25 protein-coding genes are annotated in these 21,319 nt (G+C 70.8%); 9 read left to right on the top strand and 16 right to left on the bottom strand.

Annotated features, from left to right (window positions below):
• Positions 1-22 precede the first annotated feature (22 nt).
• The 4 genes from dapF to K883_RS00555 are packed head-to-tail and all read right to left on the bottom strand — an operon-like array spanning position 23 to position 3,528.
• Positions 23-889 carry a diaminopimelate epimerase gene (gene dapF, locus K883_RS00540; RefSeq protein ID WP_014942560.1) on the bottom strand — a complete coding sequence of 289 codons (867 nt, stop codon included), beginning with the start codon at positions 887-889 and terminating at the stop codon, positions 23-25.
• A gap of 4 nt (positions 890-893) precedes the next feature.
• Complete coding sequence (gene miaA / locus K883_RS00545) at positions 894-1,811, bottom strand: tRNA (adenosine(37)-N6)-dimethylallyltransferase MiaA (protein ID WP_036455225.1); 918 nt, start codon at positions 1,809-1,811, stop codon at positions 894-896.
• An 8-nt stretch (positions 1,812-1,819) separates the two neighbouring features.
• Positions 1,820-2,512 (bottom strand): class III extradiol ring-cleavage dioxygenase family protein, encoded by a 693-nt coding sequence (locus K883_RS00550; RefSeq protein WP_036453335.1) that lies wholly within the window; start codon positions 2,510-2,512, stop codon positions 1,820-1,822.
• A 41-nt stretch (positions 2,513-2,553) separates the two neighbouring features.
• A complete protein-coding gene (locus K883_RS00555; protein WP_020823134.1) occupies positions 2,554-3,528 on the bottom strand; it encodes a DMT family transporter in 975 nt (324 codons plus the stop codon).
• 414 nt (positions 3,529-3,942) lie between these two features.
• On the opposite strand from K883_RS00555, the gene K883_RS00560 reads away from it, so the two are divergent.
• Positions 3,943-5,280: a DUF349 domain-containing protein gene (locus tag K883_RS00560; protein WP_051701133.1), complete on the top strand. Its 1,338-nt coding sequence runs from the start codon at positions 3,943-3,945 to the stop codon at positions 5,278-5,280.
• Here the strand turns inward: K883_RS00560 and K883_RS00565 are convergent.
• The 4 genes from K883_RS00565 to recA are packed head-to-tail and all read right to left on the bottom strand — an operon-like array spanning position 5,277 to position 9,023.
• Positions 5,277-5,885 (bottom strand): Rv2732c family membrane protein, encoded by a 609-nt coding sequence (locus K883_RS00565; protein WP_036455227.1) that lies wholly within the window; start codon positions 5,883-5,885, stop codon positions 5,277-5,279. The two genes, K883_RS00560 and K883_RS00565, sit on opposite strands and share 4 nt — an antisense overlap.
• A gap of 8 nt (positions 5,886-5,893) precedes the next feature.
• The gene (miaB, locus tag K883_RS00570) at positions 5,894-7,432 is read right to left on the bottom strand and encodes a tRNA (N6-isopentenyl adenosine(37)-C2)-methylthiotransferase MiaB (protein WP_086427203.1); all 1,539 of its coding nucleotides are present in this window, start codon (positions 7,430-7,432) and stop codon (positions 5,894-5,896) included.
• A gap of 51 nt (positions 7,433-7,483) precedes the next feature.
• The gene (gene recX / locus K883_RS00575) at positions 7,484-8,005 is read right to left on the bottom strand and encodes a recombination regulator RecX (RefSeq protein ID WP_036453338.1); all 522 of its coding nucleotides are present in this window, start codon (positions 8,003-8,005) and stop codon (positions 7,484-7,486) included.
• Positions 7,971-9,023 carry a recombinase RecA gene (recA, locus tag K883_RS00580; protein WP_008258595.1) on the bottom strand — a complete coding sequence of 351 codons (1,053 nt, stop codon included), beginning with the start codon at positions 9,021-9,023 and terminating at the stop codon, positions 7,971-7,973. The genes recX and recA overlap by 35 nt, the downstream gene beginning before the upstream one ends.
• A gap of 229 nt (positions 9,024-9,252) precedes the next feature.
• Between recA and K883_RS00585 the strand changes: the two genes are divergently transcribed.
• On the top strand, positions 9,253-9,912 hold the full coding sequence (locus K883_RS00585) for a (2Fe-2S)-binding protein (RefSeq protein WP_036453340.1): 660 nt from the start codon (positions 9,253-9,255) through the stop codon (positions 9,910-9,912).
• A 34-nt stretch (positions 9,913-9,946) separates the two neighbouring features.
• Complete coding sequence (locus K883_RS00590; protein WP_036453341.1) at positions 9,947-10,585, top strand: flavodoxin family protein; 639 nt, start codon at positions 9,947-9,949, stop codon at positions 10,583-10,585.
• Between the two features lie 10 nt (positions 10,586-10,595).
• Here the strand turns inward: K883_RS00590 and K883_RS00595 are convergent, their stop codons facing one another.
• Genes K883_RS00595 through K883_RS00605 form a run of 3 tightly spaced genes read right to left on the bottom strand, consistent with a single transcriptional unit; the run spans position 10,596 to position 12,322 of the window.
• Positions 10,596-10,802 carry a DUF3046 domain-containing protein gene (locus tag K883_RS00595; RefSeq protein WP_008258602.1) on the bottom strand — a complete coding sequence of 69 codons (207 nt, stop codon included), beginning with the start codon at positions 10,800-10,802 and terminating at the stop codon, positions 10,596-10,598.
• Positions 10,803-10,842: 40 nt separating this feature from the next.
• The gene (locus tag K883_RS00600; RefSeq protein WP_179945036.1) at positions 10,843-11,115 is read right to left on the bottom strand and encodes a hypothetical protein; all 273 of its coding nucleotides are present in this window, start codon (positions 11,113-11,115) and stop codon (positions 10,843-10,845) included.
• A gap of 40 nt (positions 11,116-11,155) precedes the next feature.
• Positions 11,156-12,322 (bottom strand): glycosyltransferase, encoded by a 1,167-nt coding sequence (locus K883_RS00605; RefSeq protein WP_036455228.1) that lies wholly within the window; start codon positions 12,320-12,322, stop codon positions 11,156-11,158.
• Between the two features lie 52 nt (positions 12,323-12,374).
• Here K883_RS00605 and K883_RS00610 point away from each other — a divergent pair, with 52 nt between their 5' ends.
• Both K883_RS00610 and K883_RS00615 read left to right on the top strand, forming a co-directional pair.
• Positions 12,375-12,806 carry a limonene-1,2-epoxide hydrolase family protein gene (locus tag K883_RS00610; RefSeq protein ID WP_020823143.1) on the top strand — a complete coding sequence of 144 codons (432 nt, stop codon included), beginning with the start codon at positions 12,375-12,377 and terminating at the stop codon, positions 12,804-12,806.
• Between the two features lie 11 nt (positions 12,807-12,817).
• Entirely contained in the window at positions 12,818-13,219 is a 402-nt protein-coding gene (locus tag K883_RS00615) for a DUF5313 domain-containing protein (protein ID WP_008258606.1), read from the top strand.
• On the opposite strand, the gene K883_RS00620 is transcribed toward K883_RS00615, so the two are convergent.
• The 4 genes from K883_RS00620 to pgsA form a co-directional block, all read right to left on the bottom strand.
• Positions 13,216-14,025 carry a phage shock envelope stress response protein PspM gene (locus tag K883_RS00620; RefSeq protein ID WP_008258607.1) on the bottom strand — a complete coding sequence of 270 codons (810 nt, stop codon included), beginning with the start codon at positions 14,023-14,025 and terminating at the stop codon, positions 13,216-13,218. The genes K883_RS00615 and K883_RS00620 overlap by 4 nt on opposite strands.
• A gap of 9 nt (positions 14,026-14,034) precedes the next feature.
• Positions 14,035-14,862 carry a phage shock protein PspA gene (pspA, locus tag K883_RS00625; protein ID WP_036453346.1) on the bottom strand — a complete coding sequence of 276 codons (828 nt, stop codon included), beginning with the start codon at positions 14,860-14,862 and terminating at the stop codon, positions 14,035-14,037.
• Between the two features lie 134 nt (positions 14,863-14,996).
• Positions 14,997-15,335, bottom strand: coding sequence for a transcriptional regulator ClgR (gene clgR, locus K883_RS00630; RefSeq protein WP_008258609.1), 339 nt, complete (start codon positions 15,333-15,335; stop codon positions 14,997-14,999).
• 116 nt (positions 15,336-15,451) lie between these two features.
• Positions 15,452-16,042 carry a CDP-diacylglycerol--glycerol-3-phosphate 3-phosphatidyltransferase gene (gene pgsA / locus K883_RS00635; RefSeq protein WP_008258610.1) on the bottom strand — a complete coding sequence of 197 codons (591 nt, stop codon included), beginning with the start codon at positions 16,040-16,042 and terminating at the stop codon, positions 15,452-15,454.
• Positions 16,043-16,080: 38 nt separating this feature from the next.
• On the opposite strand from pgsA, the gene K883_RS00640 reads away from it, so the two are divergent.
• Complete coding sequence (locus K883_RS00640) at positions 16,081-16,614, top strand: amino-acid N-acetyltransferase (RefSeq protein ID WP_014385393.1); 534 nt, start codon at positions 16,081-16,083, stop codon at positions 16,612-16,614.
• A gap of 23 nt (positions 16,615-16,637) precedes the next feature.
• Here the strand turns inward: K883_RS00640 and K883_RS00645 are convergent, their stop codons facing one another.
• Positions 16,638-19,127, bottom strand: coding sequence for a DNA translocase FtsK (locus tag K883_RS00645; RefSeq protein WP_218917174.1), 2,490 nt, complete (start codon positions 19,125-19,127; stop codon positions 16,638-16,640).
• Between the two features lie 169 nt (positions 19,128-19,296).
• Between K883_RS00645 and K883_RS00650 the strand changes: the two genes are divergently transcribed.
• The 3 genes from K883_RS00650 to K883_RS00660 are packed head-to-tail and all read left to right on the top strand — an operon-like array spanning position 19,297 to position 21,319.
• Complete coding sequence (locus K883_RS00650; RefSeq protein ID WP_008258613.1) at positions 19,297-19,611, top strand: putative quinol monooxygenase; 315 nt, start codon at positions 19,297-19,299, stop codon at positions 19,609-19,611.
• Positions 19,611-20,441, top strand: coding sequence for a mycofactocin-coupled SDR family oxidoreductase (locus K883_RS00655; protein WP_008258614.1), 831 nt, complete (start codon positions 19,611-19,613; stop codon positions 20,439-20,441). Before K883_RS00650 ends, K883_RS00655 begins: the two co-directional genes overlap by 1 nt.
• Before the next feature lie 5 nt (positions 20,442-20,446).
• Positions 20,447-21,319 (top strand): SAM-dependent methyltransferase, encoded by an 873-nt coding sequence (locus tag K883_RS00660; protein WP_020823149.1) that lies wholly within the window; start codon positions 20,447-20,449, stop codon positions 21,317-21,319.

The raw sequence follows: 21,319 nt of genomic DNA on the forward strand, positions 1-21,319 counted from the left end.
GTGGCGTGCATCTGATTTAACGCTACTGTTCGCGCCACCATTCCTCGCTTATTTCTCCGTGGGCCACCAGTACCGACGGCCCCCGCAGGTAGCTGGTGGCGTCGGTGATGGTGACGACGACTTCGCCGCCCGGCACCCGGACGGTCAGCGTTCCGGTGTCCGCCCCGGTGCCGGCCAGCGCGGCGACCGCGGCCGCGACCGTTCCGGTGCCGCACGAGCGTGTTTCGCCGACTCCCCGCTCGTGGACGCGCATGTGCACCGCCCCGGCGTCCGGTGCGGTGAGGATCTCGACGTTCACCCCGTCCGGGAATTGGGCAGGGTCGAAACTGACCGGCGCGGCCACGTCCAGCGCGGCCAGCGCGTCGACGGTCAGGTCGGGGTCGACGCAGGCCAAGTGGGGATTGCCCACATCGATCGCCACGCCGGAAAACCGCCGCCCGCCCAGGACGGCGTCGCCCGGGCCGAGCGTGTTGGCCTTGCCCATGTCGACGCTGATGTCGGCGGTGGTCCCGTCGACGCGATGCACGGTGACCGGCCGGGGGCCGGCCAGCGACCCGACGACGAAATCGTCGCGGTCCTCCAGTCCGCTGGCGCGCAGGTAGTGGGCGAAGACCCGCACGCCGTTGCCGCACATTTGGGCGATGGACCCGTCGGCGTTGCGGTAGTCCATGTACCAGTCGTCGGCGGCCACGCCGTCGGGCAACCGGTCCAGCACGCCGGCCGCGGCGGCGGCGCCTGCCGTGGTGACCCTCAGCACCCCGTCGGCGCCCAGCCCGCGTCGCCGGTCGCAGAGGGCGGCCACCCGGGGCCCGGTCAGGCTCAGCTCGGCCGCCGGGTCGGGCAGCACCACGAAGTCGTTCTGGGTGCCGTGGCCCTTTGCGAATTTCACCAGTTCAGGATACGTGCCGCCACGCCCGCAGCGCGCCGTCGACGAGCCCGGCGCGATCGTCGGCGTTGAGCCACTGCACCCGGTGGTCGCGCCGGAACCACGAACGCTGCCGTCGCACGTAGCGGCGGGTGCCCACGAACGTCTGCTCCCGGGCCTCGCGGAGTCGGTCCGGGCCGCCACCGGCGTCGAGCGCCGCGATCACCTGCGCGTAGCCCAGTGCTCGCGAGGCGGTGACCCCGTCGCGCAGGCCGTGCCCGAGCAGCGCGGTGACCTCCCCGACCAGGCCCTGGTCGAACATCGCGTCGGTCCGCTTGGCCAGCCGGTCATCGAGAATCGTTGTGTCACAGTCCAATCCGATGATGGCGGTGTCCCATCGCGGGGCGCCGATCCGGGGCGCGGAGGCGGCGAACGGCCGGCCGGTCAGTTCCACCACTTCCAGGGCCCGCACCGTGCGGCGCGCGTCGGTGGGCAGGATCGATGCGGCCGCGGCGGGGTCGCGACGGGCCAGCTCCGCGTGCAGCTCCCCCACCCCGACCTCGGCCAGCCGCCGCTCCCAGCGTGCGCGCACGGCGGGATCGGTGGCGGGAAACGACCAGTCGTCGAGGAGTGACTGGATGTAGAGCATGGAGCCGCCCACGATGATGGGCACCGCGCCGGCGGCCGCGATCGCCTCGATGTCCGCGGCGGCGGCTTGCTGATAGCGGGCGACGGTCGCGGTCTCGGTGACGTCGAGGACGTCGAGCTGGTGATGCGGAATGCCGCGGCGCGCGTCGGCGGGCAGCTTGGCGGTGCCGATGTCCATGCCCCGATACAGCTGCATCGCGTCGGCGTTCACGATCTGTGCGCCCAGCCGCTCCGCGATGTCGAGGGCCAGCTGCGACTTGCCCGTTCCGGTGGGACCGATGATGGCCAGTGGTCGCACGGCCACCGTCACAGCTGCCAGGCGCCGGCGAAGTAGCCCACCCCGTAGGGCGCCCCCCGGTACAGCTCCTTGGCGGATCGGGGCCCCGGCTCGGCCAGGCCGGCGAGCACCTGAAAGGCGACCCGCCCCAGGATCTGGGGCGGCAGGCGGGTCAGCGCCGCCACGTCGCCGTCGGCGAGCGCGTCGTTGAGGGCCTCTTGCGCGGGGGCGTTGTCCGGGTGGTGTCCGCCGGGGGCCGCCGGGGTCAAGGTGTTGGCGCCGTCGGCGACGACCAGCACGCCGATCGGCTCGGGCCGCCGGTCGATCTCGGTTCGCAGTTCGCGGCCGCGGCGAAGCGCCGCGGTGGCGCCGTGGTCGCCGCGGTAGACGCGGACCCGCGCGCTGGCCTGCGGCTGCGCCCGGCCGCGCACCCAGCCGCCCAGCAGCGCGCACACCGGGAGTGCCAGCGGCTCGGGCTCGTCGCCGTCCTGCGGTGACAACCGGACACGCACGTCAACACCGAAACCCGCGAACGTGCCCGCGGCGTCGGGACCGAATTCCTCGTCGGCGGGGCCGGTCCCGATGATCACCCAGCGTTCGGGCAGCAACGCGGCCGCCGCAAGCGTCGCCGCGACCAGATCGGCCACCTCGGCGGCGGCCGCCCCGGCAAGCTCGGGAACAAGCACCGGCGCCGACGGGACGATGGCAATGGCGCTCAGCACGCCACCAAACTAACGTGATCGGGCCGCCACCAGCGAACCAGTCAGCAGCGCGGGCCGTCGGCGACCACCAGGCACTCGCCGTAGGGACCGAAGCTCTCTTCGGCGGATGCGTCCCGGGCCCGCTTTCTGCGCGGTGCGCCCCCGCCGGATTCGGTCCGGTCGACGGCGGCGGCCTCGCCGCGCGCCAGCGCGATGGTCGCGACGATCACCACCGACACCGCGGCGACGAGCACGAACGACTCGGCCCCGCTGGCGTTGACCGTCTCGCCCAGCACCAGCACCCCGAGCAGCCCCGCGACCACCGGCTTGGCGACCGTCATCGTCGGCAGCGACGCGGTCAGCGTGCCGGCGCGGAATGCCGATTGCTGGAAGATCATCCCGGCCAGCGCCACCAGCAGCCAGGGCACGAACTCCGGCGACGTCAGCACGCGCGCGACACCGTGCTCGGACATCTCGACGATGCCCTTGGTCAACACCGCGAACAGCGCCAACGAGGAACCCGCCACCACCGCGAGCAGCACCGCCGCGAACGGGCTGCCGGACCAGATTCGCGCGGCCACCACACAGCCCACCAGCAGCGGCGCCATGACCAGGGCCACGATGATCCAGGTCTGCAGCGGCGCGCGCTGGTGGCCGGACTCCGGGTCGCCGACGATGATGACCACCGCCAGCCCGGCCGCCAGGACCACCGCCCACATCCACTCCCGCGGCTTGACCCGATGATGGGCGAGCCGCGCGTAGATCGGGAGCGCGAACAGCAGCGCGGTCACCTGCAGGGCCGTCACCATGACCACCGAGCCCCACGCCAGGGCGGCGGCCTGCAGGCTGTAATTGGTGACCGCGGCCATGCCGCCGAGCCACCATCGCGCGTCGCGCAGCGACATGCGGAACAGTTCGAGGTGCCCGACCTGCTTGTCGGTGATCTCGTGCGCGGAGCGCTGACGGATCACGTCGCCGATCGCCGATGCCAGCGCCGCGCACAAGGCAATCAACGCTGCGACATCAACTTTCGACATATCCCCGACCCCCAGAGCTCACGACCGTCCGACCCAGCTTTCCCCGGGGCGCAAGCAAATACACGCACATTTCGCGTTCAGTTCAGCTACAAATCTATGACGTTTCACACGTCCGGCCGCGCCGCGGGCGATCCCTCGATTATTACTTCAGCAATCTATGTGACCGCTTGGATAACTCTAAGAGAACATCACAGGTAGCGCGAGCCGACGCGGCCGCCCCGGTTCCCCGCCCCCGAATGCCCCCGAATACCAAGGTGGCGGCGTGTGGTCACGCAAGCTGCTTGAATACTGTTAGGCGCCTGCTGGGAAAACCCGGGTGGGACGTCCGCAGATGCAAGAGACGGTGCCGCTACGCGCGGCAGGCGCGCGGTACGCCAACCGCGCGGAAGGTTGCGAAAGGGTAGTGACGAGCGCATGACGGCTGACCAGCCTCGCGACGAATCGGCCCGGCCGGTGCCGCGCCCGGGGCCGCGTCCCGGTCCGCGACCCGCGGGCTCGGGGTCGCGGCCGGCCGCTCACCCGGTCGTGGTGCCGCCCCCACCCAGCGATCCGCACCAGTTCGGGCGCGTGGACGACGACGGCACGGTGTGGCTGATCAGCGCCGCCGGCGAGCGGGTCGTAGGCTCCTGGCAGGCCGGTGACCGCGAAGCGGCGTTCGCCCACTTCGGCCGGCGATTCGACGACCTCGCCACCGAGGTCACGCTGATGGAGGAGCGGCTGGCCTCGGGCACCGGGGACGCTCGCAAGATCAAGGCGCACGCGTCCGAGCTGGCCGAGACGCTGCCGACGGCCGCCGTGCTGGGCGATATCGACGCCCTGGCCACCCGGCTGGCCAGCATCGCCGAACACGCCGAGGCGACCGTCGCCGCGGACCGCTCCCGGCGCGAGGAACATCGGGCCGCCCAGACCGCCCGCAAGGAGGCGCTGGCCGCCGAGGCCGAGGAGCTGGCCGCCACCTCGACGCAGTGGAAGGCCGCCGGCGACCGGCTGCGCGCGATCCTCGACGAGTGGAAGACCATCACCGGACTGGACCGCAAGGTGGACGACGCGTTGTGGAAGCGCTATTCCGCGGCCCGCGAGGCCTTCAACCGGCGGCGGGGAGCCCATTTCGCCGAGTTGGACCGGGAACGCTCGGGAATCCGCCAGGCCAAGGAGCGGCTGTGCGAGCGGGCCGAGGAGCTCTCCGATTCGACCGACTGGACGGCCACCAGCGCCGAGTTCCGCAAGTTGCTCACCGAATGGAAGGCGGCCGGGCGGGCGACCCGGGAGGTCGACGACGCGCTGTGGCGGCGCTTCAAGGCCGCCCAGGACGTGTTCTTCACCGCCCGCAACGCGGCGACCGCGGAAAAGGACGCGGAGTTCCGCGCCAACGCGGCGGCTAAAGAGGCGCTGCTGGCCGAGGCCGAAAAGCTGGACACCAGCAATCACGACGCCGCTCGGGCGGCGCTGCGCTCGATCGTCGAGAAGTGGGATGCGATCGGCAAGGTCCCGCGGGAGCGCACCGCCGAGCTGGAGCGCCGGCTGCGCGCGGTCGAGAAGAAGGTGCGCGACGCCGGCGAGGCGGATTGGTCGGATCCCCAGGCGCAGGCCCGGGCCGAGCAATTCCAGGCGCGCGCCGAGCAATATGAACAGCAGGCCCAGAAGGCCGCGGCGGCGGGCCGGGCCAAAGAGGCCGAGGAGGCCAAAGCCAACGCCGAACAGTGGCGGCAGTGGGCGCAGGCGGCCGTGGAGGCCCTGAGCCGCAAGTCCTAGCGGCCGCCGCCCGATCCGGTACCGCTTGCGGGATCGTCGCGCGGGCGGTCCAGGTCGTCCAGCAGCGAGGTCGACTGCTGCTGGGAGGCGGCGCGGCGGCGCTGCTCCTCGGCGGCGAGCTGCACGATGGTCCGCTGCCACACCACGCGCGCCCAGTGGTAGATGAGCAGCAGCACGGTGATCCAGGCGACGATCAGGCCCCACCCCGGCCCCGGGTGCCCCGCGGCCACGGTCTGACGCGACCAGATCGCCAGCATGCCCGCCGCGCCCGCGATCGCCGAGCCGGCGAGCGCAACCCAGGCCAGCGCCCAGCGCCGGGTCACCAGCGCCAGCATCGAAAAGCCCACCCCGAAGACCAGCGCCAGCCAGGCGAACACCCGCGACGGCAGCGCGACCGCGGCCGCGCCGGCGCCGTGGCTCCCGAACAGCACGTCCCAGCCGCGCACATCGCCGGTGTGCGGCAGGATGAACGACCCGAGCAGCACGAAGACCAGGATCGACACGAAGAAACCCCGCGGGCCGGGATCGATCCCGCGCGCCACCCGGCGTTCGGCGGCCTCGATCTCGGTGCGCAGGGCGCCAAGCTGTGTGTCGTCTTTTTTCATCTCTTTTTTCACAGTGCACATCCCAGGGGTTGGGCCGGGCCGGCGGGCGGACCGACGGCGGGCATGCCCAGGCCGATGCCGCGCGGGCGCCGCCCGGCGGCGTGCGCGTCACCCGCCCGGGTGCGGCGGTGGGTCAGGATGCCCGCGTCGGCGATGAGGTGGTGGGGTGCGGCCCCGGTGATCACCGTGGTGATGACGTCGCCGGGCCGCGGCCGCGCGTCGGCGGACCCTCGGGCCGCGTCGCCGACGGCGAAGTGAACCAGCCGGCCGTCGCGCGCCCGCCCGCTCATCCGGGCGGTGGCGGTGTCCTTGCGCCCCTCGCCGGTGGCGACGAGCAGTTCGACGGTCTGCCCGACCAGGGCCTGGTTGCCCTGCAGCGAGATCTCCTCCTGCAGCGCGACCAGCCGCTCATAGCGTTCCTGCACAACGGCTTTCGGTAGCTGACCGTCGAGGTCGGCGGCGGGGGTGCCGGGCCGCTTGGAGTACTGGAAGGTGAAGGCGGCCGAGAACCCGGCCCGGCGCACGACGTCCAGCGTGGCGGCGAAATCCTCCTCGGTCTCACCCGGGAACCCGACGATCAGATCGGTGGTGATGGCGGCGTGCGGCATCGCCGCCCGGACGCGGTCGATGATGCCGAGGTAGCGCTCGGCGCGATACGAGCGCCGCATCGCGCGCAGCACCCGGTCGGACCCGGATTGCAGCGGCATGTGCAGGGCGGGGCACACGTTCGGCGTCTGCGCCATGGCCTCGATGACGTCGTCGGTGAATTCGGCCGGGTGCGGCGAGGTGAACCGCACCCGCTCCAGCCCATCGATGTCGCCGCAGGCGCGCAGCAGGCGGGCGAAGGCCCCGCGGTCGCGCGGCAGCGCGGGATCGGCGAAGGACACCCCGTAGGCGTTGACGTTCTGGCCCAGCAGCGTGACCTCGAGCACGCCGTCGTCCACCAGCGAGGCGACCTCGGCCAGGATGTCGTCGGGGCTGCGGTCGACCTCCTTGCCCCGCAGCGACGGCACGATGCAGAACGTGCAGCTGTTGTTGCACCCGACCGAGATGGAAACCCAAGCGGCGTAAGCGGATTCGCGGGCGCTGGGCAGCGACGACGGGAATTCCTGCAGCGCCTCGGCGATCTCGACCTGGGCGACCTTGTTGTGCCGGGCTCGCTCGAGCAGCGTGGGCAGCGACCCGATGTTGTGGGTGCCGAAGACGACATCAACCCACGGCGCCTTGCGCAGCAACGCGTCCCGGTCCTTTTGCGCCAGGCAGCCCCCGACCGCGATCTGCATCTCGGGATCGTCGCGCTTGCGCGGGGCCAGGTGGCTGAGGTTGCCGTAGAGCTTGTTGTCGGCGTTCTCGCGGACCGCGCAGGTGTTGAACACCACCACGTCGGCGTCGGCGTCCTCGGCCGCCCGCTGGTATCCGGCCGCCTCCAGCAGGCCCGCCAGCCGCTCGGAATCGTGGACGTTCATCTGGCAGCCATAGGTGCGGACCTGGTAGGTGCGCGCCGGTGCGGCGCCCCGCGCCACCGCCTCTCGCACCGTCGAAGTCACGGGGCCATGGTACGGCGGGCGGTCGGCGCGGGTGAAACCGCACGTCACCGCCTAGACGCGGCGGCGCTCCCGCTCGGCGGCCAGCTCGGCGAACACCACCTCGCACGCCAGGTTCTGGCTGTAGCCGCGGCGCGCCAGCATCCCCACCAGCCGCCGCGTCACCCGCGCGTCATCGTCGCTGAGCGTCTCGCGGCGCAGCTTGGACCGGACCAGCTGTTCGGCCCGGTCCCGCTCGGCGCCGGCGTCGATGCCGGCCAGCACGGCGGTGATCACCTCGTTGTCGACGCCCTTGGTGTGCAACTCGGCGGCCAAGGCGCGCTTGCTCTTTCCGGCGTGCGCGCGACGGGACCGCACCCACTGCTGGGCGAAGTCGGTGTCATCGATCAGGCCGACGGAGGCCAACCGGTCGAGCACCCGCTCGCTGACGTCGTCGGGATAGCCCCGCTTGGCCAGCCGGCCGCGCAGCTCGGCCCGGGTGCGCGCTCTCGCGGTGAGCAGGCGCAGGCACAGCGCCCGCGCCTGCTCCTCGCGGGAGGGATCAGAAATCGACGGGGGCGGGCAGGACGCTGTCATCGGACAAGTCATCGGTCACGACCGCGCCAATGCCGAGCTTTTCCTTGATCTTCTTCTCGATCTCGTTGGCCACTTCGTCGTTCTCCATCAAGAAGGTGCGGGCGTTCTCCTTGCCCTGGCCGAGCTGCTCGCCCTCATAGGTGAACCAGGAACCGGACTTGCGGATGAAGCCCTGATCCACCCCCATGTCGATCAGCGAGCCTTCCCGGCTGATGCCCCGGCCATAGAGGATGTCGAACTCGGCCTGCTTGAACGGCGGCGACACCTTGTTCTTGACGATCTTGACCCGGGTGCGGTTACCCACCGCGTTGGTGCCGTCCTTGAGGGTCTCGATCCGGCGAACGTCCATGCGCACCGAGGCGTAGAACTTCAGCGCCTTTCCACCCGTGGTGGTCTCGGGGCTGCCGAACATCACGCCGATCTTCTCGCGCAGCTGGTTGATGAAGATCGCCGTGGTGCCCGAATTGTTCAGCGCGCCAGTCATTTTCCGCAGCGCCTGGCTCATCAGCCGGGCCTGCAGGCCGACGTGGCTGTCCCCCATCTCGCCTTCGAGCTCCGCGCGCGGCACCAGCGCCGCCACCGAGTCGATGACCAGGATGTCCAGGGCGCCGGAGCGGATCAGCATGTCAGCGATCTCGAGGGCCTGCTCCCCCGTGTCGGGCTGGCTGACCAGCAGGGAATCGGTGTCCACGCCGAGCTTCTTGGCGTACTCCGGGTCCAGGGCGTGCTCGGCGTCGATGAAGGCCGCGACGCCGCCGGCGGCCTGGGCGTTGGCCACGGCGTGCAGGGCGACGGTGGTCTTACCCGAGGATTCCGGGCCGTAGATCTCCACGACCCGGCCGCGGGGCAGGCCGCCGATGCCCAGGGCCACGTCCAGTGCGATGGATCCGGTCGGGATGACCGAGATCGGCTGGCGCATCTCGTCGCCGAGACGCATTACCGAGCCTTTGCCGTAGCTCTTTTCGATCTGGGCCATCGCCAGTTCGAGAGCCTTCTCGCGATCGGGGGCTTGCGCCATGGTGTCTCTCCTATAGTCGGTGTTCGTCTGACCGGTATCGGTCGGTTGGCGGTGACACTAGAGAAGCCCACCGACAAGTTGACTGGCCGAACGCCCCCCACACTAGCCGAACAGGTGTTCGATTCAAGTCTGACACGCCGTTCACCGCCATCGCGTGTGGCAACATCGGCCACCGAAAGGCGTCGACGGGGCTTCGCGGCGGATTTCCTCAAAAGGCGGGCGCGACGCGATGGACATCTCCACCGAGCTGGCCGAAACGGCTTCCTATGGAGGCTTTTTCGACCTGACCGTCGGCGGCGACGCGGCGGGATGGCATCCGGTCACCCAGTCCTACGCCGACGGCTGCGCCGACCTGATCGACGCCACCGCCCGGCGCTACCGCACGACCGACCTGCGGATCTGCGCCTCGCTGGTTCACCTCGGCCACGCCACCCGGCTGTGGTCACCGGTGCTCGCGTGCGCAATCGGCCACGGCGTTCTCCCCCGGCTCGACGACCTGCAACGCGCCGACGACGGCGCGCAGCTACGACTGCCCCGACCCGTTGGGATGCCCGCCGATTCACCGGACGCGCTGTATCGCGCCGTGGTGAGCGAGCACATGCGCCCGCTCGCCGCCGGCCTGCGGGTCAAGCTGGCGCCGGCGCTGCTCGCGGGCAACATCGCCTCCGCGCTGGTGGGCGCCGCGCGGGCGCTGCTGACGGCGCGGCCCGACCTGCGCCGCGCGATCGCCGAGACCACCCGGTCCCTGCTGGACACCGGCGTGCTGGCCGGATCCGGCGTGATCACCGGCCCGCGGCTGGGCTTCCGGCGCCGCAGCTGCTGCCTGTTCTATCGCCTGCCCGACGGCTCGTTGTGCGGCGACTGCGTGCTGCTCCGGCCGCCGCGGTAGGGCCGGGCGCCGTTTGGTGCCGCCGCGCCGGGGTATGTGGCCCTCCATGGCCCCGACCTCGGCACCGTCCCTGCGCGCCCTCGCGCTGGTCTGCTCGTTGAAGAAGAGCCCCGCGCCGTCCAGCAGCGACCTGCTCGCCGACCAGTTGCTCGATCAGCTGCGCGGCGCGGACGTCGAGGGCGAGAAGGTGCGGTGCGTGGACCTGGCGCTGCTGCCGGGTGTCGAGGCCGACATGGGCCCGGGCGACGAGTGGCCGGCGGTGCTGACCAGGATCAAGGCGGCCGACATCGTCATCGTGTCGACGCCCACCTGGGTCGGGCACATGTCCAGCGTCGCGCAGCGCGTCCTGGAGCGCCTGGATGCCGAGCTGTCCGACACCGACGACGCGGGACGCCCGGCAATGGTGGGCAAGGTGGCCCTGGCCGCGGTCGTCGGCAACGAGGACGGCGCGCACAAGATCGTGGCCGACCTCTTTCAGGCGCTCAACGACATCGGGTTCTCGATCGCCGCGCAGGGCTGCACCTACTGGAACGGTGAGGCGATGCAGGGCACGGACTACACCGACCTCGACGACGTCCCGGACGCGGTCGCGTCCGCCACCGCCAACGCGGCCCGCAATGCCGTGCACCTGGCCACGGTGCTGCGGCAAAACCCTTATCCGGCATACGAATAACGCGCGCGAGTCACCACTGCTCGTGGGGCACGTCGAAGTCGACGCACAACGCCCGCCAGACGTCGCGGGGCTCGATGCCCTCCTCGATGGCCTGGGCGGCCGTCCGGCCGTCGAAACCGGTCAGCACGTGATCGACCAAAACCGATGACCCGTAGGTGGAACCGAAGCGCAGCACCACCCGCTCGTGAAACTCCGTTAGCCGCACGCCAGTGAACATACCCAGCGGGCATGGATCGGACACCCGGGCGCGACGCCGGTCACCGCCAGCTGGCCGGCAGGTCGATGATGTGATTCGGGCAGTCCTCCTGGACCGCGAGGGACATGGTGTCGCGGGCGTGTTGCGCCGACATCGTGGCGCGCAACCGCATGAAGGCGTATTCGGCCGGCGCGAGTCCCTGCTCGGCGGCGGCGGGATCGTCCAACAACTGACAGGCCTGCTGCTCCTCGGGGCTGTCGGCGCGCGCGACGCCCGCCCCGAACACCGGCCCCGCCAGCAGGGCGCCGGCCGTGACCGCCGTGATCATCCTCATTGCGTGCCTCCCGCCGAAGCATAAGGCGGTGCGGCGCGGATCATCCGGCCACCGCCAGCGCGTCGTGGCACACCGCTACCGGGTCGGCGACGTCGGCGATGCTAGCGGCGGCCCGCCGCGCCGCGGCCCGGTAGCCCGGCGCTGCCAGCACGTCGTTGACCGCGGCCACCAGCGCGTCGGCGCTCAGCGGACGAACCAGCCGCGCGCTGCCCTGACGGACGATCCGGTTGGCGATCTCCCACTGGTCGCCGCCGCCGGGCACCGCGACCAGCGGCACCCCCGCCAGCAGCGTCTTGGCCACCATGCCGTGCCCGCCGCCGCAGATCACCACGTCGGCGTCCGTCAGCAACTCGGCCTGGCTGCCCAGCCCGGCCACCGCCCACGGCGGCACCGTCAGCTCCGCCCCGCCCAGCCGCGAGACCACCACCCGCGCCCCCGGCGGCAGGGTGTCCCCCGGTATCAGGCAGGCCAGCGCCACCTCGGCCAGGCCTTCGGTGCCGGTCGACGCGGTCGACGGCGCGACCACGACCACGGGCCCGGACCCCGCGGGGATGTCCAGCGCCCGGTCGGTCGGCTCGAAGTGCAGCGGGCCCACCAGCACCGCCTCCGGCGGCCAGTCGGGGCGGGGCACCTCGCACGCGGGCAGCGTGGCGATCAGCCGTCGCAGCGGTCCGGGGTCGGCGGCCGGCAGGCCGATCTCGGTGCGCACCGCCGCGCGCTGCCGCAGGCCCGCCCGCCAGGAGCGCGCGGTGAGCGCGCGCATCGCGGCGTCGCGCAGCCGGCCGCGGATGCCCGTTCCCGGCGCCAGCCCGCTGCCGATCGGGGGCAGGCCCTTCGACGGCAGGTACAGCGGATGCGGATTGAGCTCGATCCACGGGATCCCCAACAGCTCGGCGGCCATTCCGCCGCCCGCGGTGATGACGTCGGAGACCACCAGGTCGGGCGCCAGGTCGCGCAGCGCGGGCACGTTGAGCACGGCCATCCGCGCGGCGCGCCGGTGGATCCTGGCCCCGGCATCGACGTCGTCGTCGGTGGCCACCAGCCCGTCCAGCGCGACGGCGTCGATGCCGGCGCCGCGGGCGGTGTCGATCCATTCGGCGCCGGTGAACAGCGTGGGCTCGTCGCCCGCCTCGGCGAAGCGCCGGCACAGCGCGATCGCCGGGAACGAATGCCCGGGATCGGGCCCGGCGACCACGGCGACACGCATCGGGTTCACCCTGCCACAGCGCCCGGCCGCCACGCTCGCCTACGCTGGCAAGATGACCGAGCTGACTGGGACAACCGTGGCGAACACCCGCACGGTCGAGGGATTCCTGAACGCGCTGCAGGACGCCGATTACGAGGCCGCCGACGCCGCTTTGGCCGACGACCTCGTCTACGAAAACGTCGGCCTGCCCACCATCCATGGCCGCGCCAGGGCCATGAAGCTGTTTCGCCAGATGGAGGGCCGCGCGGCCTTCGAGGTGAAGATCCACCGCATCGCGGCCGACGGCGGCGCGGTGCTCACCGAACGCACCGACGCGCTGATCTTCGGCCCCCTGCGGCTGCAGTTCTGGGTGTGCGGTGTGTTCGAGGTGCACGACGGGCGAATCACGCTGTGGCGGGACTACTTTGACTTCTTCGACATGCTCAAGGCCACCGCGCGCGGCCTGGCGGCGCTGGTGGTGCCGTCGCTGAAAGCGGCGTTCTGAGCGGGGGCACGATGATAAACCGGGACGCCGCCCGCACGCGGCCGAATTTCTGGCAGTTCGTCCGCTATTGCTGCGGTGGCCGGCTACCGGACTCGATGCGCGACTGGGTGCGCAACGACCTGGCCGGCAAGGGCGCGAGCGCGCGGATGATGCGCCGCGTGGCGGTGCCGGCGGTGGTGGTGCTGGCGCCGTTCTGGCTGATCCCGACGACGCTCGACGTGCATCTGAGCATGACGCTGCCGATTCTCATTCCGTTTGTGTACTTTTCGCACGCGCTGAACAAGGTGTGGCGGCGCCACATGCTGGCCGTGCACGATCTGGATCCCGAGTTGGTCGACGAGTTGGCCCGCAAGCGCGACGCCCGCATGCACCAGTCGTACATCGAGCGCTACGGCCCGCGCCCGGAAGACTAGCCGGCGCCGCGCAGTCCGCCGAGTTCATCGAACGCCTGCGCCCAACCGAGCAGGCGGTCGGTCGCCCCGGCCAGCTCCGCGCGGTAGCGCTGCGACTCGGTGAGCCCGTCACCGTTGGCCGAGGACACCAATTGCGCTGCGGCGGTGACCATTTCGTTGTATTGGCGAACACCGGCGCTCAGTTGCGCGGTGAACGCGTTAATGGTGGGCACCAGATACGACCGCGACTGTTCGCTGGCCTGCGCCGCCCGCTCCATCGACACCACCTGTGCGGCCGTGGACGCCATGGCCGCCGAGGTCTTGGTGGCGGCCGCGGTCAGGTCGCGGATCTCGGCCGTCGGCAACATCGCGCCCCGCTCCAGCACGGCCACCAGCGAGAAGAATCCCCGCTCGGAGGCGCCCAGCGCGTACATGGCGGGGCGCGCCGCCGAACCCGGCGGCGGCAGCCGGCGCGCGGTCGTGGTCCGCGGTACCGGCAGCGGCTCGGACCGCAGCCAGCGGTAGCGCAGCAGCAGCAAGGTGGCCGGAATGGCCATGACGACCGCGACCCCGCCGGTGATCTCCAGCAGCAACGCGAACCATCCCCAGGCCGCGAGCAAGATCGTCACCACCGCCCACAACGCGCACCCGGCGGCGAAGATCAGGCCCCACCGCAGCGCGCGGCGGCGACGGCGCAGCTGGCGTGCGCGCGGATCCGCGGCCGCGCTGATCTTGCGGGCCACCAGGTCGGAAACGTCGGCGGCGGTGGCCAATCCGCGGTGCAGCAGCGCGCGCCACAGGCGGGGCCGCGGCGCGTTCACCGCCATGAGACCGGACTACTGGCCAAGTGGCTTCTCGCTGACCGCACCGCCGGCGCTCTCCGCCGGCGCCGGAGTGGCGGGCGTGGTCCCCGCCGCGGGCGTCCCCCCGGTCGGCAGCGCCTCGCCGCGCATGGAGGCACGGATCTGCTCGAGGCGGGAATGGCCGGCCATCTGCACGCCGGCCTGCTCGACCTCGAGCATCCGGCCCTGCACCGAACCCTGCGCCAGCTCGGCGGCCCCGATCGCGTTGGCGTAGCGGCGCTCGATCTTGTCGCGCACCTCGTCGAGGCTGGGGACGTTGCCCGGGGCGGCCAGGTCGCTCATCGACTGCAGCGAGGCGCTGACCTGTTCCTGCATTTTGGCCTGCTCGAGCTGGCTGAGCAGCTTGGTGCGCTCGGCGATCTTCTGCTGCAGCACCATGGCGTTCTGTTCGACCGCCTTCTTGGCCTGTCCGGCCGCGCTCAGCGCCTGATCGTGCAGCGTTTTGAGGTCTTCGACGCTTTGCTCGGCGGTGACCAGCTGGGCGGCGAACGCCTCCGCGGCGTTGTTGTATTCGGTGGCCTTGGCGGCGTCCCCGGCGGCGGTGGCCTGGTCGGCCAGCGTCAGGGCCTGACGCACGTTGACCTGAAGTTTTTCCACGTCCGCCAGCTGACGGTTGAGCCGCATCTCGAGTTGCCGCTGGTTGCCGATGACCTGCGCGGCCTGCTGGGTCAGCGCCTGGTGCGTGCGTTGCGCCTCCTCGATGGCCTGCTGGATCTGCACCTTGGGGTCTGCGTGCTCGTCGATCTTCGCGTTGAACAGCGCCGTGAGGTACTTCCACGCCTTGACGAACGGATTGGCCATGAGTTAGCTCCACCTTCGCTTCCTGAGGGGCCGGATGGTTCCGGATCGACCCTGACGGGCCGCGCGCCTGACGCTCAATTTAGTGGGTCGGCGCCGATCGCCCCACCCTTTGCGCGGCATCGGCCGACCGGCACTCAGGCCAGCGCGAGCGTCGCCACCGGCGGAATGACGACCTTGGTGCTGACGTCGATGCTGCTGCCCGCGGCCGCGTCGGCGGGCGCCCGCTCGTGGGCCCGTTCCTGGCCGGCCATCCGCTCACCGGCGTCGGTGAGAACCGACGACAACGGGACGTCCAGCGCGTCGCAGATCGCATTGAGCAGCTCGCTGGACGGCTCCTTGCGGCCGCGCTCGACCTCGGACAGATACCCGAGGCTCACTCGCGCCGAATCGGACACCTCACGCAGCGTGCGGCCCTGTGTCGTGCGGGCCTCGCGCAGCACGTCGCCGATCACCTCGCGCACCAATGGCGGCATCCCGCCCTCCTTCGTCCAGTCGGCCCTGCGCGGCACGTCGCCAGTTTGGCTCCGGCAGGTGCTCATTAGGTGAACGCCGTCAGCGGCGGTCTGGTTCCCGCTCGGCGGCGAAAGAATCAGCCGTTCGTGCGGCGCAGTTCCCGAACGGTCGAGACCACGTAGTCGATCCCGGTGATCACCGTCAGCACGATCGCCGCGCCCATCACCACCGCGGCGGCCACCCGGAACGGTCCCCCCAGCGGCAGGACGAACAATCCGATGGCCAACACCTGAACGACGGTCTTGAGCTTGCCGCCCCAGCTGGCCGGGATGACGCCGCGGCGGATCACGGCCAGCCGCAGCACGGTGACCCCGAATTCGCGAACCAGGATCACCACGGTGACCCACCACGGCAGCTCCCCGAGCATCGACAGGCCGATCAGCGCCGATCCCACCAGGGTCTTGTCCGCGATCGGGTCGACGAACGCGCCGAATTCGGTTGCCATGCCGTAGTTGCGGGCCAGCAGGCCGTCCAGGCGATCGGTGATGCACGCCACCGCGAAGATCAGGAACGCCACCACCCGGAAGCCGGGCTCCTGGCCGTCACCGGCGAACAGGGCGAGCAGAAAGACCGGGACCAGCACCAGCCGCAGCAGCGTCAGCGTGTTGGCGAGGTTGGCGATGTTCGCGCGGCCTACCACCGGACCGGTCTGCGGCTGCCCCGACACGGCAACAGAATAACCGTTGACCAGCGTCGCCGTTCCCGATGCCGATACTGTTAGCCGTGAGCACAAGTCCACAGGGCTACCGGCCGCTGGTGCGGCGAGCGCGAACATCCGACGTTCCCGCCATCAAGCAACTGGTCGACACCTACGCGGGCAAGATCCTGCTCGAAAAGAACCTCGTGACGCTCTACGAGGCCGTTCAGGAGTTCTGGGTGGCCGAGCACGAGGGCCGCGTCGTCGGTTGCGGCGCGCTGCACGTGCTGTGGGCCGACCTCGGCGAGGTGCGGACCGTCGCGGTGAACCCGGCGATGACCGGCCACGGCATCGGCCACGCGATCGTCGACCGGCTGCTCGAGGTCGCCCGCGAGTTGGCGCTCAAGCGGCTGTTCGTGCTGACGTTCGAGACGGAGTTCTTCGCGCGGCACGGGTTCACCGAGATCGAGGGCACGCCCGTCACCGCCGAGGTGTTCGAGGAGATGTGCCGCTCCTACGACATCGGTGTGGCCGAGTTCCTGGACCTGAGCTACGTCAAGCCGAACATCCTCGGCAACTCCCGGATGCTGTTGGTGCTCTAACCGGCCGGAATTCCACGCTCGCGCTAGTCGGGGTCGGGGTCGCCGCCGTCGGCGTCGGCGCCGCCCCGGATCAACGCCAGCGTCCCGGCCAGCTCGTCGGGCTTGATCAGCACCTCGCGCGCCTTGGACCCCTCCGACGGCCCGACGATGCCGCGGGTCTCCATCAGGTCCATCAGCCGGCCGGCCTTGGCGAAGCCGACGCGCAGCTTGCGCTGCAGCATCGAGGTGGAGCCGAACTGGCTGGACACCACCAGCTCGACGGCCTGCAGGAACACGTCCATGTCGTCGCCGATGTCCGGGTCGACGTCGGTGCGTTCCCCGGTGGGCTTGGCGGCGGTGACGCCCTCGGTGTACTCGGGTTCGGCCTGGTCCTTGCAGGCGGTGACGACGGCCTGGATCTCCTCGTCGGTGATGAAGGCGCCCTGCAACCGGATCGGCTTGCCCGCGCCCATCGGCAGGAACAGGCCGTCGCCCATGCCGATCAGCTTCTCCGCTCCGGCCTGGTCCAGGATCACCCGGGAATCGGTGAGCGACGACGTGGCGAACGCCAGCCGTGACGGCACGTTGGTCTTGATCAGCCCGGTGACCACGTCCACCGACGGGCGCTGGGTGGCCAGCACCAGGTGAATGCCTGCGGCCCGGGCCTTTTGGGTGATCCGCACGATGGCGTCCTCGACGTCGCGGGGCGCGGTCATCATCAGGTCGGCCAGCTCGTCGACGATCGCGACCACGTACGGGTAGGGCCGGTATTCGCGCTGGCTGCCCAGCGGCGCGGTGATGGCGCCGGAGCGGACCTTCTCGTTGAAGTCGTCGATGTGGCGCACCCGCGACGCCTGCATGTCCTGGTAGCGCTGCTCCATCTCCTCGACCAGCCATGCCAGCGCCGCCGCCGCCTTCTTGGGCTGGGTGATGATCGGGGTGATCAGGTGCGGAATGCCCTCGTACGGCGTGAGTTCCACCATCTTCGGGTCGATCAGGATCATCCTGACCTCTTCCGGGGTGGCCCGGGCCAGCAGCGAGATCAGCATCGAGTTGACGAAGCTGGACTTACCGGACCCGGTGGAGCCGGCGACCAGCAGGTGCGGCATCTTGGCCAGGTTCGCCGAGATGAAGTCGCCCTCGATGTCCTTGCCCAGCCCGATCACCAGCGGGTGATGGTCGCGCCGCGTCGACGGCGCGGTGAGCACGTCGGCCAGCCGCACCATTTCGCGGTCGGTGTTGGGCACCTCGATGCCGACGGCGGACTTGCCGGGGATGGGCGCCAGCATGCGCACGCTTTCGGTGGCCACCGCATACGCGATGTTCTTCTGCAGGGCGGTGATCTTCTCGACCTTCACGCCCGGGCCCAGCTCGACCTCGTAGCGGGTGACGGTCGGTCCGCGGGTGCAGCCGGTGACCGCCGCGTCGACCTTGAACTGGGTCAGCACCTCGGTGATGGCGTCGGCCATGACGGTGTTGGCGGCACTGCGCTTCTTGGGCGGGTCCCCGGCCACCAGCAGGCTCAGCGACGGCAGCACGTAGGGGCCCTCGACGACCCGGTCCAGCTCGATGGTGTCCTGCTTGTCCGCCGACCGTCCGCGCTTGCGGCCCCGCGCCGCGCCGGGCTCTGAGCCGGGTTGCAAGGCGGGTTCGGGAACGGTGGGGATGTCGTCCTGCAGCGCGGCTTGGGCGTCGTCGTCCGGTGACCACGGCGCCGGCTCGCTCGACGCGTCGTCGGGTTCGGCGTCGTCGAACTCGTCGGCGTAGTCGTAGGGCTCGTCGTAGTCCTCGTCGACGAACCGCGTGTGGAACAGGTTGCGCATCACCACGGGCACCTCGCGGATCGTGGTGCCCGTCAACAGCAACAGCCCGAACATGAAGCCGATGAACAGCAGCGGCGCCGCGATCCACGGGGTGAGCCCGTCCGCGAGCGGCCCGCCGATGGCGAAACCGATGAATCCCGCCGCGCGCCGGCGCCCCTCCGGGTCGCCCGGCGAGCCCGACCACAGGTGACGCAGGCCGAGCACCGACAGGGTGATCAGGCTGGCGCCCAGGATCAGCCGGGGCCGCACGTCGGGGTCGGGCTCGGTCCGCATCAGGGTCACCCCCACCGCGGCGGTGACGACGGGCAGCGCCAGCACGCCGGCGCCGATGAAGGTCCGCACCAGGGTGTCGATCCACGCGCCGACCGGCCCGGCGGCGTGGAACCACGAGCTCGCGGCGACCACCACGGAAAAGCCCAGCAACAGCAGCGCGATGCCGTCGCGGCGGTGGCCGGGGTCGATGTCGCGGGCCCGCCCGATCGACCGGGCCGCGCCGCCGGTCCCCCGCGCGGCCATCAACCAGGTGGCGCGCAGGGCGCGGCCACAGGTCAGCCCGATTCCGACCAGTGGTGAGCGGTTCCGGCGCCGGGCGGGCTTGCTGGGCTTCCTGCGGGGCGCCGCTGGTCGCGCGCCGCGGGACCCGCCCGCGCGCGAAGGGGCCTTTGACCTGCTCGTTCGGCTTGCGGAGCGGGCGGCGGTCTTACTGGGCATGACGGCAAGGGTAGTCGCAACGGCATCATCTACACCACCCGCCACACTGGTAACGGCCCGGCTTGTGAGGCATGGGCGCGGATCGGCTCCCCGGGCGCGTGAGTAGGGTGACATTTCGGTGAGCGAAGTCGTGCTCGTCACCCGTCCCGGAGCGCCCAGGAGGCCATCAATGCCCGTTGTCGTCGTCGCCACCATGACCGTCAAACCGGAATCGGTCGACACCGTTCGCGACATCCTCACCCGCGCGGTCGAAGAGGTGCACGACGAGCCGGGCTGTCAGCTGTACTCGCTGCATCACTCGGGCGAGACCTTCGTCTTCATCGAGCAGTGGGCCGACGAGGAGGCGCTCAAGGCGCACAGCACCGCCCCGGCGATCGGCAAGATGTTCAGCGCGGCCGGCGAACACCTCGACGGCGCCCCGGACATCAAGATGTTGCAGACGATCTCGGCGGGCGACCCGGCCAAAGGACAGTTGCGCCCCTGATGGCCCCGTCGTCGGAAGGCCCGCTCAAAGGCAAGGTCGCGTTCATCACCGGCGCGGCGCGCGGCCAGGGGCGCGCACACGCCGTGCGACTGGCTGCCGACGGCGCCGACATCATCGCCGTCGATCTGTGCGACCAGATCGCCAGCGTCCCCTACTCGCTGGCCACGCCGGAGGACCTGGCGGCCACCGTGAAGCTCGTGGAGGACACCGGCGCGCGCATCGTGGCCTCCCGTGGCGACGTCCGCGACCGCGAATCCCTGTCCGCGGCACTGCAAGCGGGGCTCGACGTGTTCGGCCGCCTCGACATCGTGGTGGCCAACGCGGGGATCGCCCCCATGCAATCCGGTGACGACGGCTGGCACGACGTCATCGACGTCAACCTCACCGGCGTGTACCACACGATCAAGGCCGCGATACCCACCATGGTCAAGCAGGGCACCGGCGGATCGATCGTGCTGATCAGCTCGAGCGCCGGGCTGGCCGGCGTCGGCAGCCCGGACGCCGGTTCGGTGGGCTACGCCGCCGCCAAGCACGGGGTCGTCGGGTTGATGCGGGTTTACGCGAATCTGCTTGCCGGGCAGATGATCCGGGTCAACTCCATTCATCCGTCCGGTGTCGAGACACCGATGATCAACAACGAGTTCACCCGCGAGTGGCTGGCCAAGATGGCCGCCGCGACCGACACACCCGGCGCGATGGGCAACGCCATGCCGGTGGAGGTGCTGGACGTCGAGGACGTCGCCAACGCGGTGGCCTGGCTGGTGTCGGATCAGGCCCGCTACATCACGGGGGTCACGTTGCCGGTCGACGCGGGCTTTTTGAACAAGTAGCGGCCATGGCTCGAAATCCGGTAGCGCAGACGGCGTTCGGCCCCATGGTGTTGGCCGCCGTCGAGCAGAACGAGCCGCCCGGGCGCCGCCTGGTGGACGACGATTTCGCCGAGCTGTTCTTGCCCACGCCGCTGCGGTGGCTGGTCGGCGCGACGCGGTTCGCGCCGGTTCGTCGCCTGATGATCCGCGGCTCGGAGTTCACCGGCCCCGGGTTGTGGGCGAATCTGGCCTGCCGCAAGCGATTTATCGCCGACAAGCTCGCCGAGTCGCTCGACGACATCGATGCCGTCGTCATCCTGGGGGCAGGGCTGGACACCCGCGCCTATCTGCTGACGCGTCGGGTCCGCATCCCGGTGTTCGAGGTCGACCTGCCGGTCAACATCGCCCGCAAGTTCAAGACGGTCCGCCGGGTGCTGGGTGAGCCGCCGCTGTCGGTTCGGCTGGTGGCGCTGAACCTCGAGCACGACGACCTGCTCACCGCCCTCGCCGAGCACGGTTATCGCACCGACTACCGGGTCTTCTTCATCTGCGAGGGCGTCACCCAATACCTGACCGAGGCCACCGTTCGCCGCACGCTGGAGGGGCTGCGCGCGGCCGCACCCGGCAGCCGTTTGGTGTTCACCTACGTCCGTAGGGATTTCATCGACGGCACGAATCGGTATGGCACCCGCACGCTGTACCGCAACGTCCGCCAGCGCCGGCAGCTGTGGCATTTCGGCCTGCAACCCGACGACGCCGCCGCGTTCGTCGGCGAGTACGGGTGGCGGCTGGTGGAGCAGGCCGGCCCCGACGAGCTCGCCGAGCGCTACGTCGCTCCGACGGGTCGCAAACTCAAGGCGTCGCAACTGGAGTGGTCGGCCTACGCGGAGAAGATCTAA

The sequence above is a fragment of the Mycobacterium sp. TKK-01-0059 genome, assembly GCF_000709305.1.
Taxonomy (GTDB): Bacteria; Actinomycetota; Actinomycetes; order Mycobacteriales; family Mycobacteriaceae; genus Mycobacterium; species Mycobacterium intracellulare.

What these genes read in the sequence shown, in the direction of transcription:
- K883_RS00555 (WP_020823134.1), bottom strand. Translation starts at nt 3,528, where the DNA reads ATGTCGAAAGTTGATGTCGCAGCGTTGATTGCCTTGTGCGCGGCGCTG.
- K883_RS00560 (WP_051701133.1), top strand. Translation starts at nt 3,943, where the DNA reads ATGACGGCTGACCAGCCTCGCGACGAATCGGCCCGGCCGGTGCCGCGC.
- K883_RS00565 (WP_036455227.1), bottom strand. Translation starts at nt 5,885, where the DNA reads ATGAAAAAAGACGACACACAGCTTGGCGCCCTGCGCACCGAGATCGAG.
- recX (WP_036453338.1), bottom strand. Translation starts at nt 8,005, where the DNA reads ATGACAGCGTCCTGCCCGCCCCCGTCGATTTCTGATCCCTCCCGCGAG.
- recA (WP_008258595.1), bottom strand. Translation starts at nt 9,023, where the DNA reads ATGGCGCAAGCCCCCGATCGCGAGAAGGCTCTCGAACTGGCGATGGCC.
- K883_RS00585 (WP_036453340.1), top strand. Translation starts at nt 9,253, where the DNA reads ATGGACATCTCCACCGAGCTGGCCGAAACGGCTTCCTATGGAGGCTTT.
- K883_RS00590 (WP_036453341.1), top strand. Translation starts at nt 9,947, where the DNA reads ATGTGGCCCTCCATGGCCCCGACCTCGGCACCGTCCCTGCGCGCCCTC.
- K883_RS00595 (WP_008258602.1), bottom strand. Translation starts at nt 10,802, where the DNA reads ATGTTCACTGGCGTGCGGCTAACGGAGTTTCACGAGCGGGTGGTGCTG.
- K883_RS00600 (WP_179945036.1), bottom strand. Translation starts at nt 11,115, where the DNA reads ATGAGGATGATCACGGCGGTCACGGCCGGCGCCCTGCTGGCGGGGCCG.
- K883_RS00605 (WP_036455228.1), bottom strand. Translation starts at nt 12,322, where the DNA reads ATGCGTGTCGCCGTGGTCGCCGGGCCCGATCCCGGGCATTCGTTCCCG.
- K883_RS00610 (WP_020823143.1), top strand. Translation starts at nt 12,375, where the DNA reads ATGACCGAGCTGACTGGGACAACCGTGGCGAACACCCGCACGGTCGAG.
- K883_RS00615 (WP_008258606.1), top strand. Translation starts at nt 12,818, where the DNA reads ATGATAAACCGGGACGCCGCCCGCACGCGGCCGAATTTCTGGCAGTTC.
- K883_RS00620 (WP_008258607.1), bottom strand. Translation starts at nt 14,025, where the DNA reads ATGGCGGTGAACGCGCCGCGGCCCCGCCTGTGGCGCGCGCTGCTGCAC.
- pspA (WP_036453346.1), bottom strand. Translation starts at nt 14,862, where the DNA reads ATGGCCAATCCGTTCGTCAAGGCGTGGAAGTACCTCACGGCGCTGTTC.
- clgR (WP_008258609.1), bottom strand. Translation starts at nt 15,335, where the DNA reads ATGCCGCCATTGGTGCGCGAGGTGATCGGCGACGTGCTGCGCGAGGCC.
- K883_RS00640 (WP_014385393.1), top strand. Translation starts at nt 16,081, where the DNA reads ATGCCGATACTGTTAGCCGTGAGCACAAGTCCACAGGGCTACCGGCCG.
- K883_RS00645 (WP_218917174.1), bottom strand. Translation starts at nt 19,127, where the DNA reads ATGCCCAGTAAGACCGCCGCCCGCTCCGCAAGCCGAACGAGCAGGTCA.
- K883_RS00650 (WP_008258613.1), top strand. Translation starts at nt 19,297, where the DNA reads ATGCCCGTTGTCGTCGTCGCCACCATGACCGTCAAACCGGAATCGGTC.
- K883_RS00655 (WP_008258614.1), top strand. Translation starts at nt 19,611, where the DNA reads ATGGCCCCGTCGTCGGAAGGCCCGCTCAAAGGCAAGGTCGCGTTCATC.
- K883_RS00660 (WP_020823149.1), top strand. Translation starts at nt 20,447, where the DNA reads ATGGCTCGAAATCCGGTAGCGCAGACGGCGTTCGGCCCCATGGTGTTG.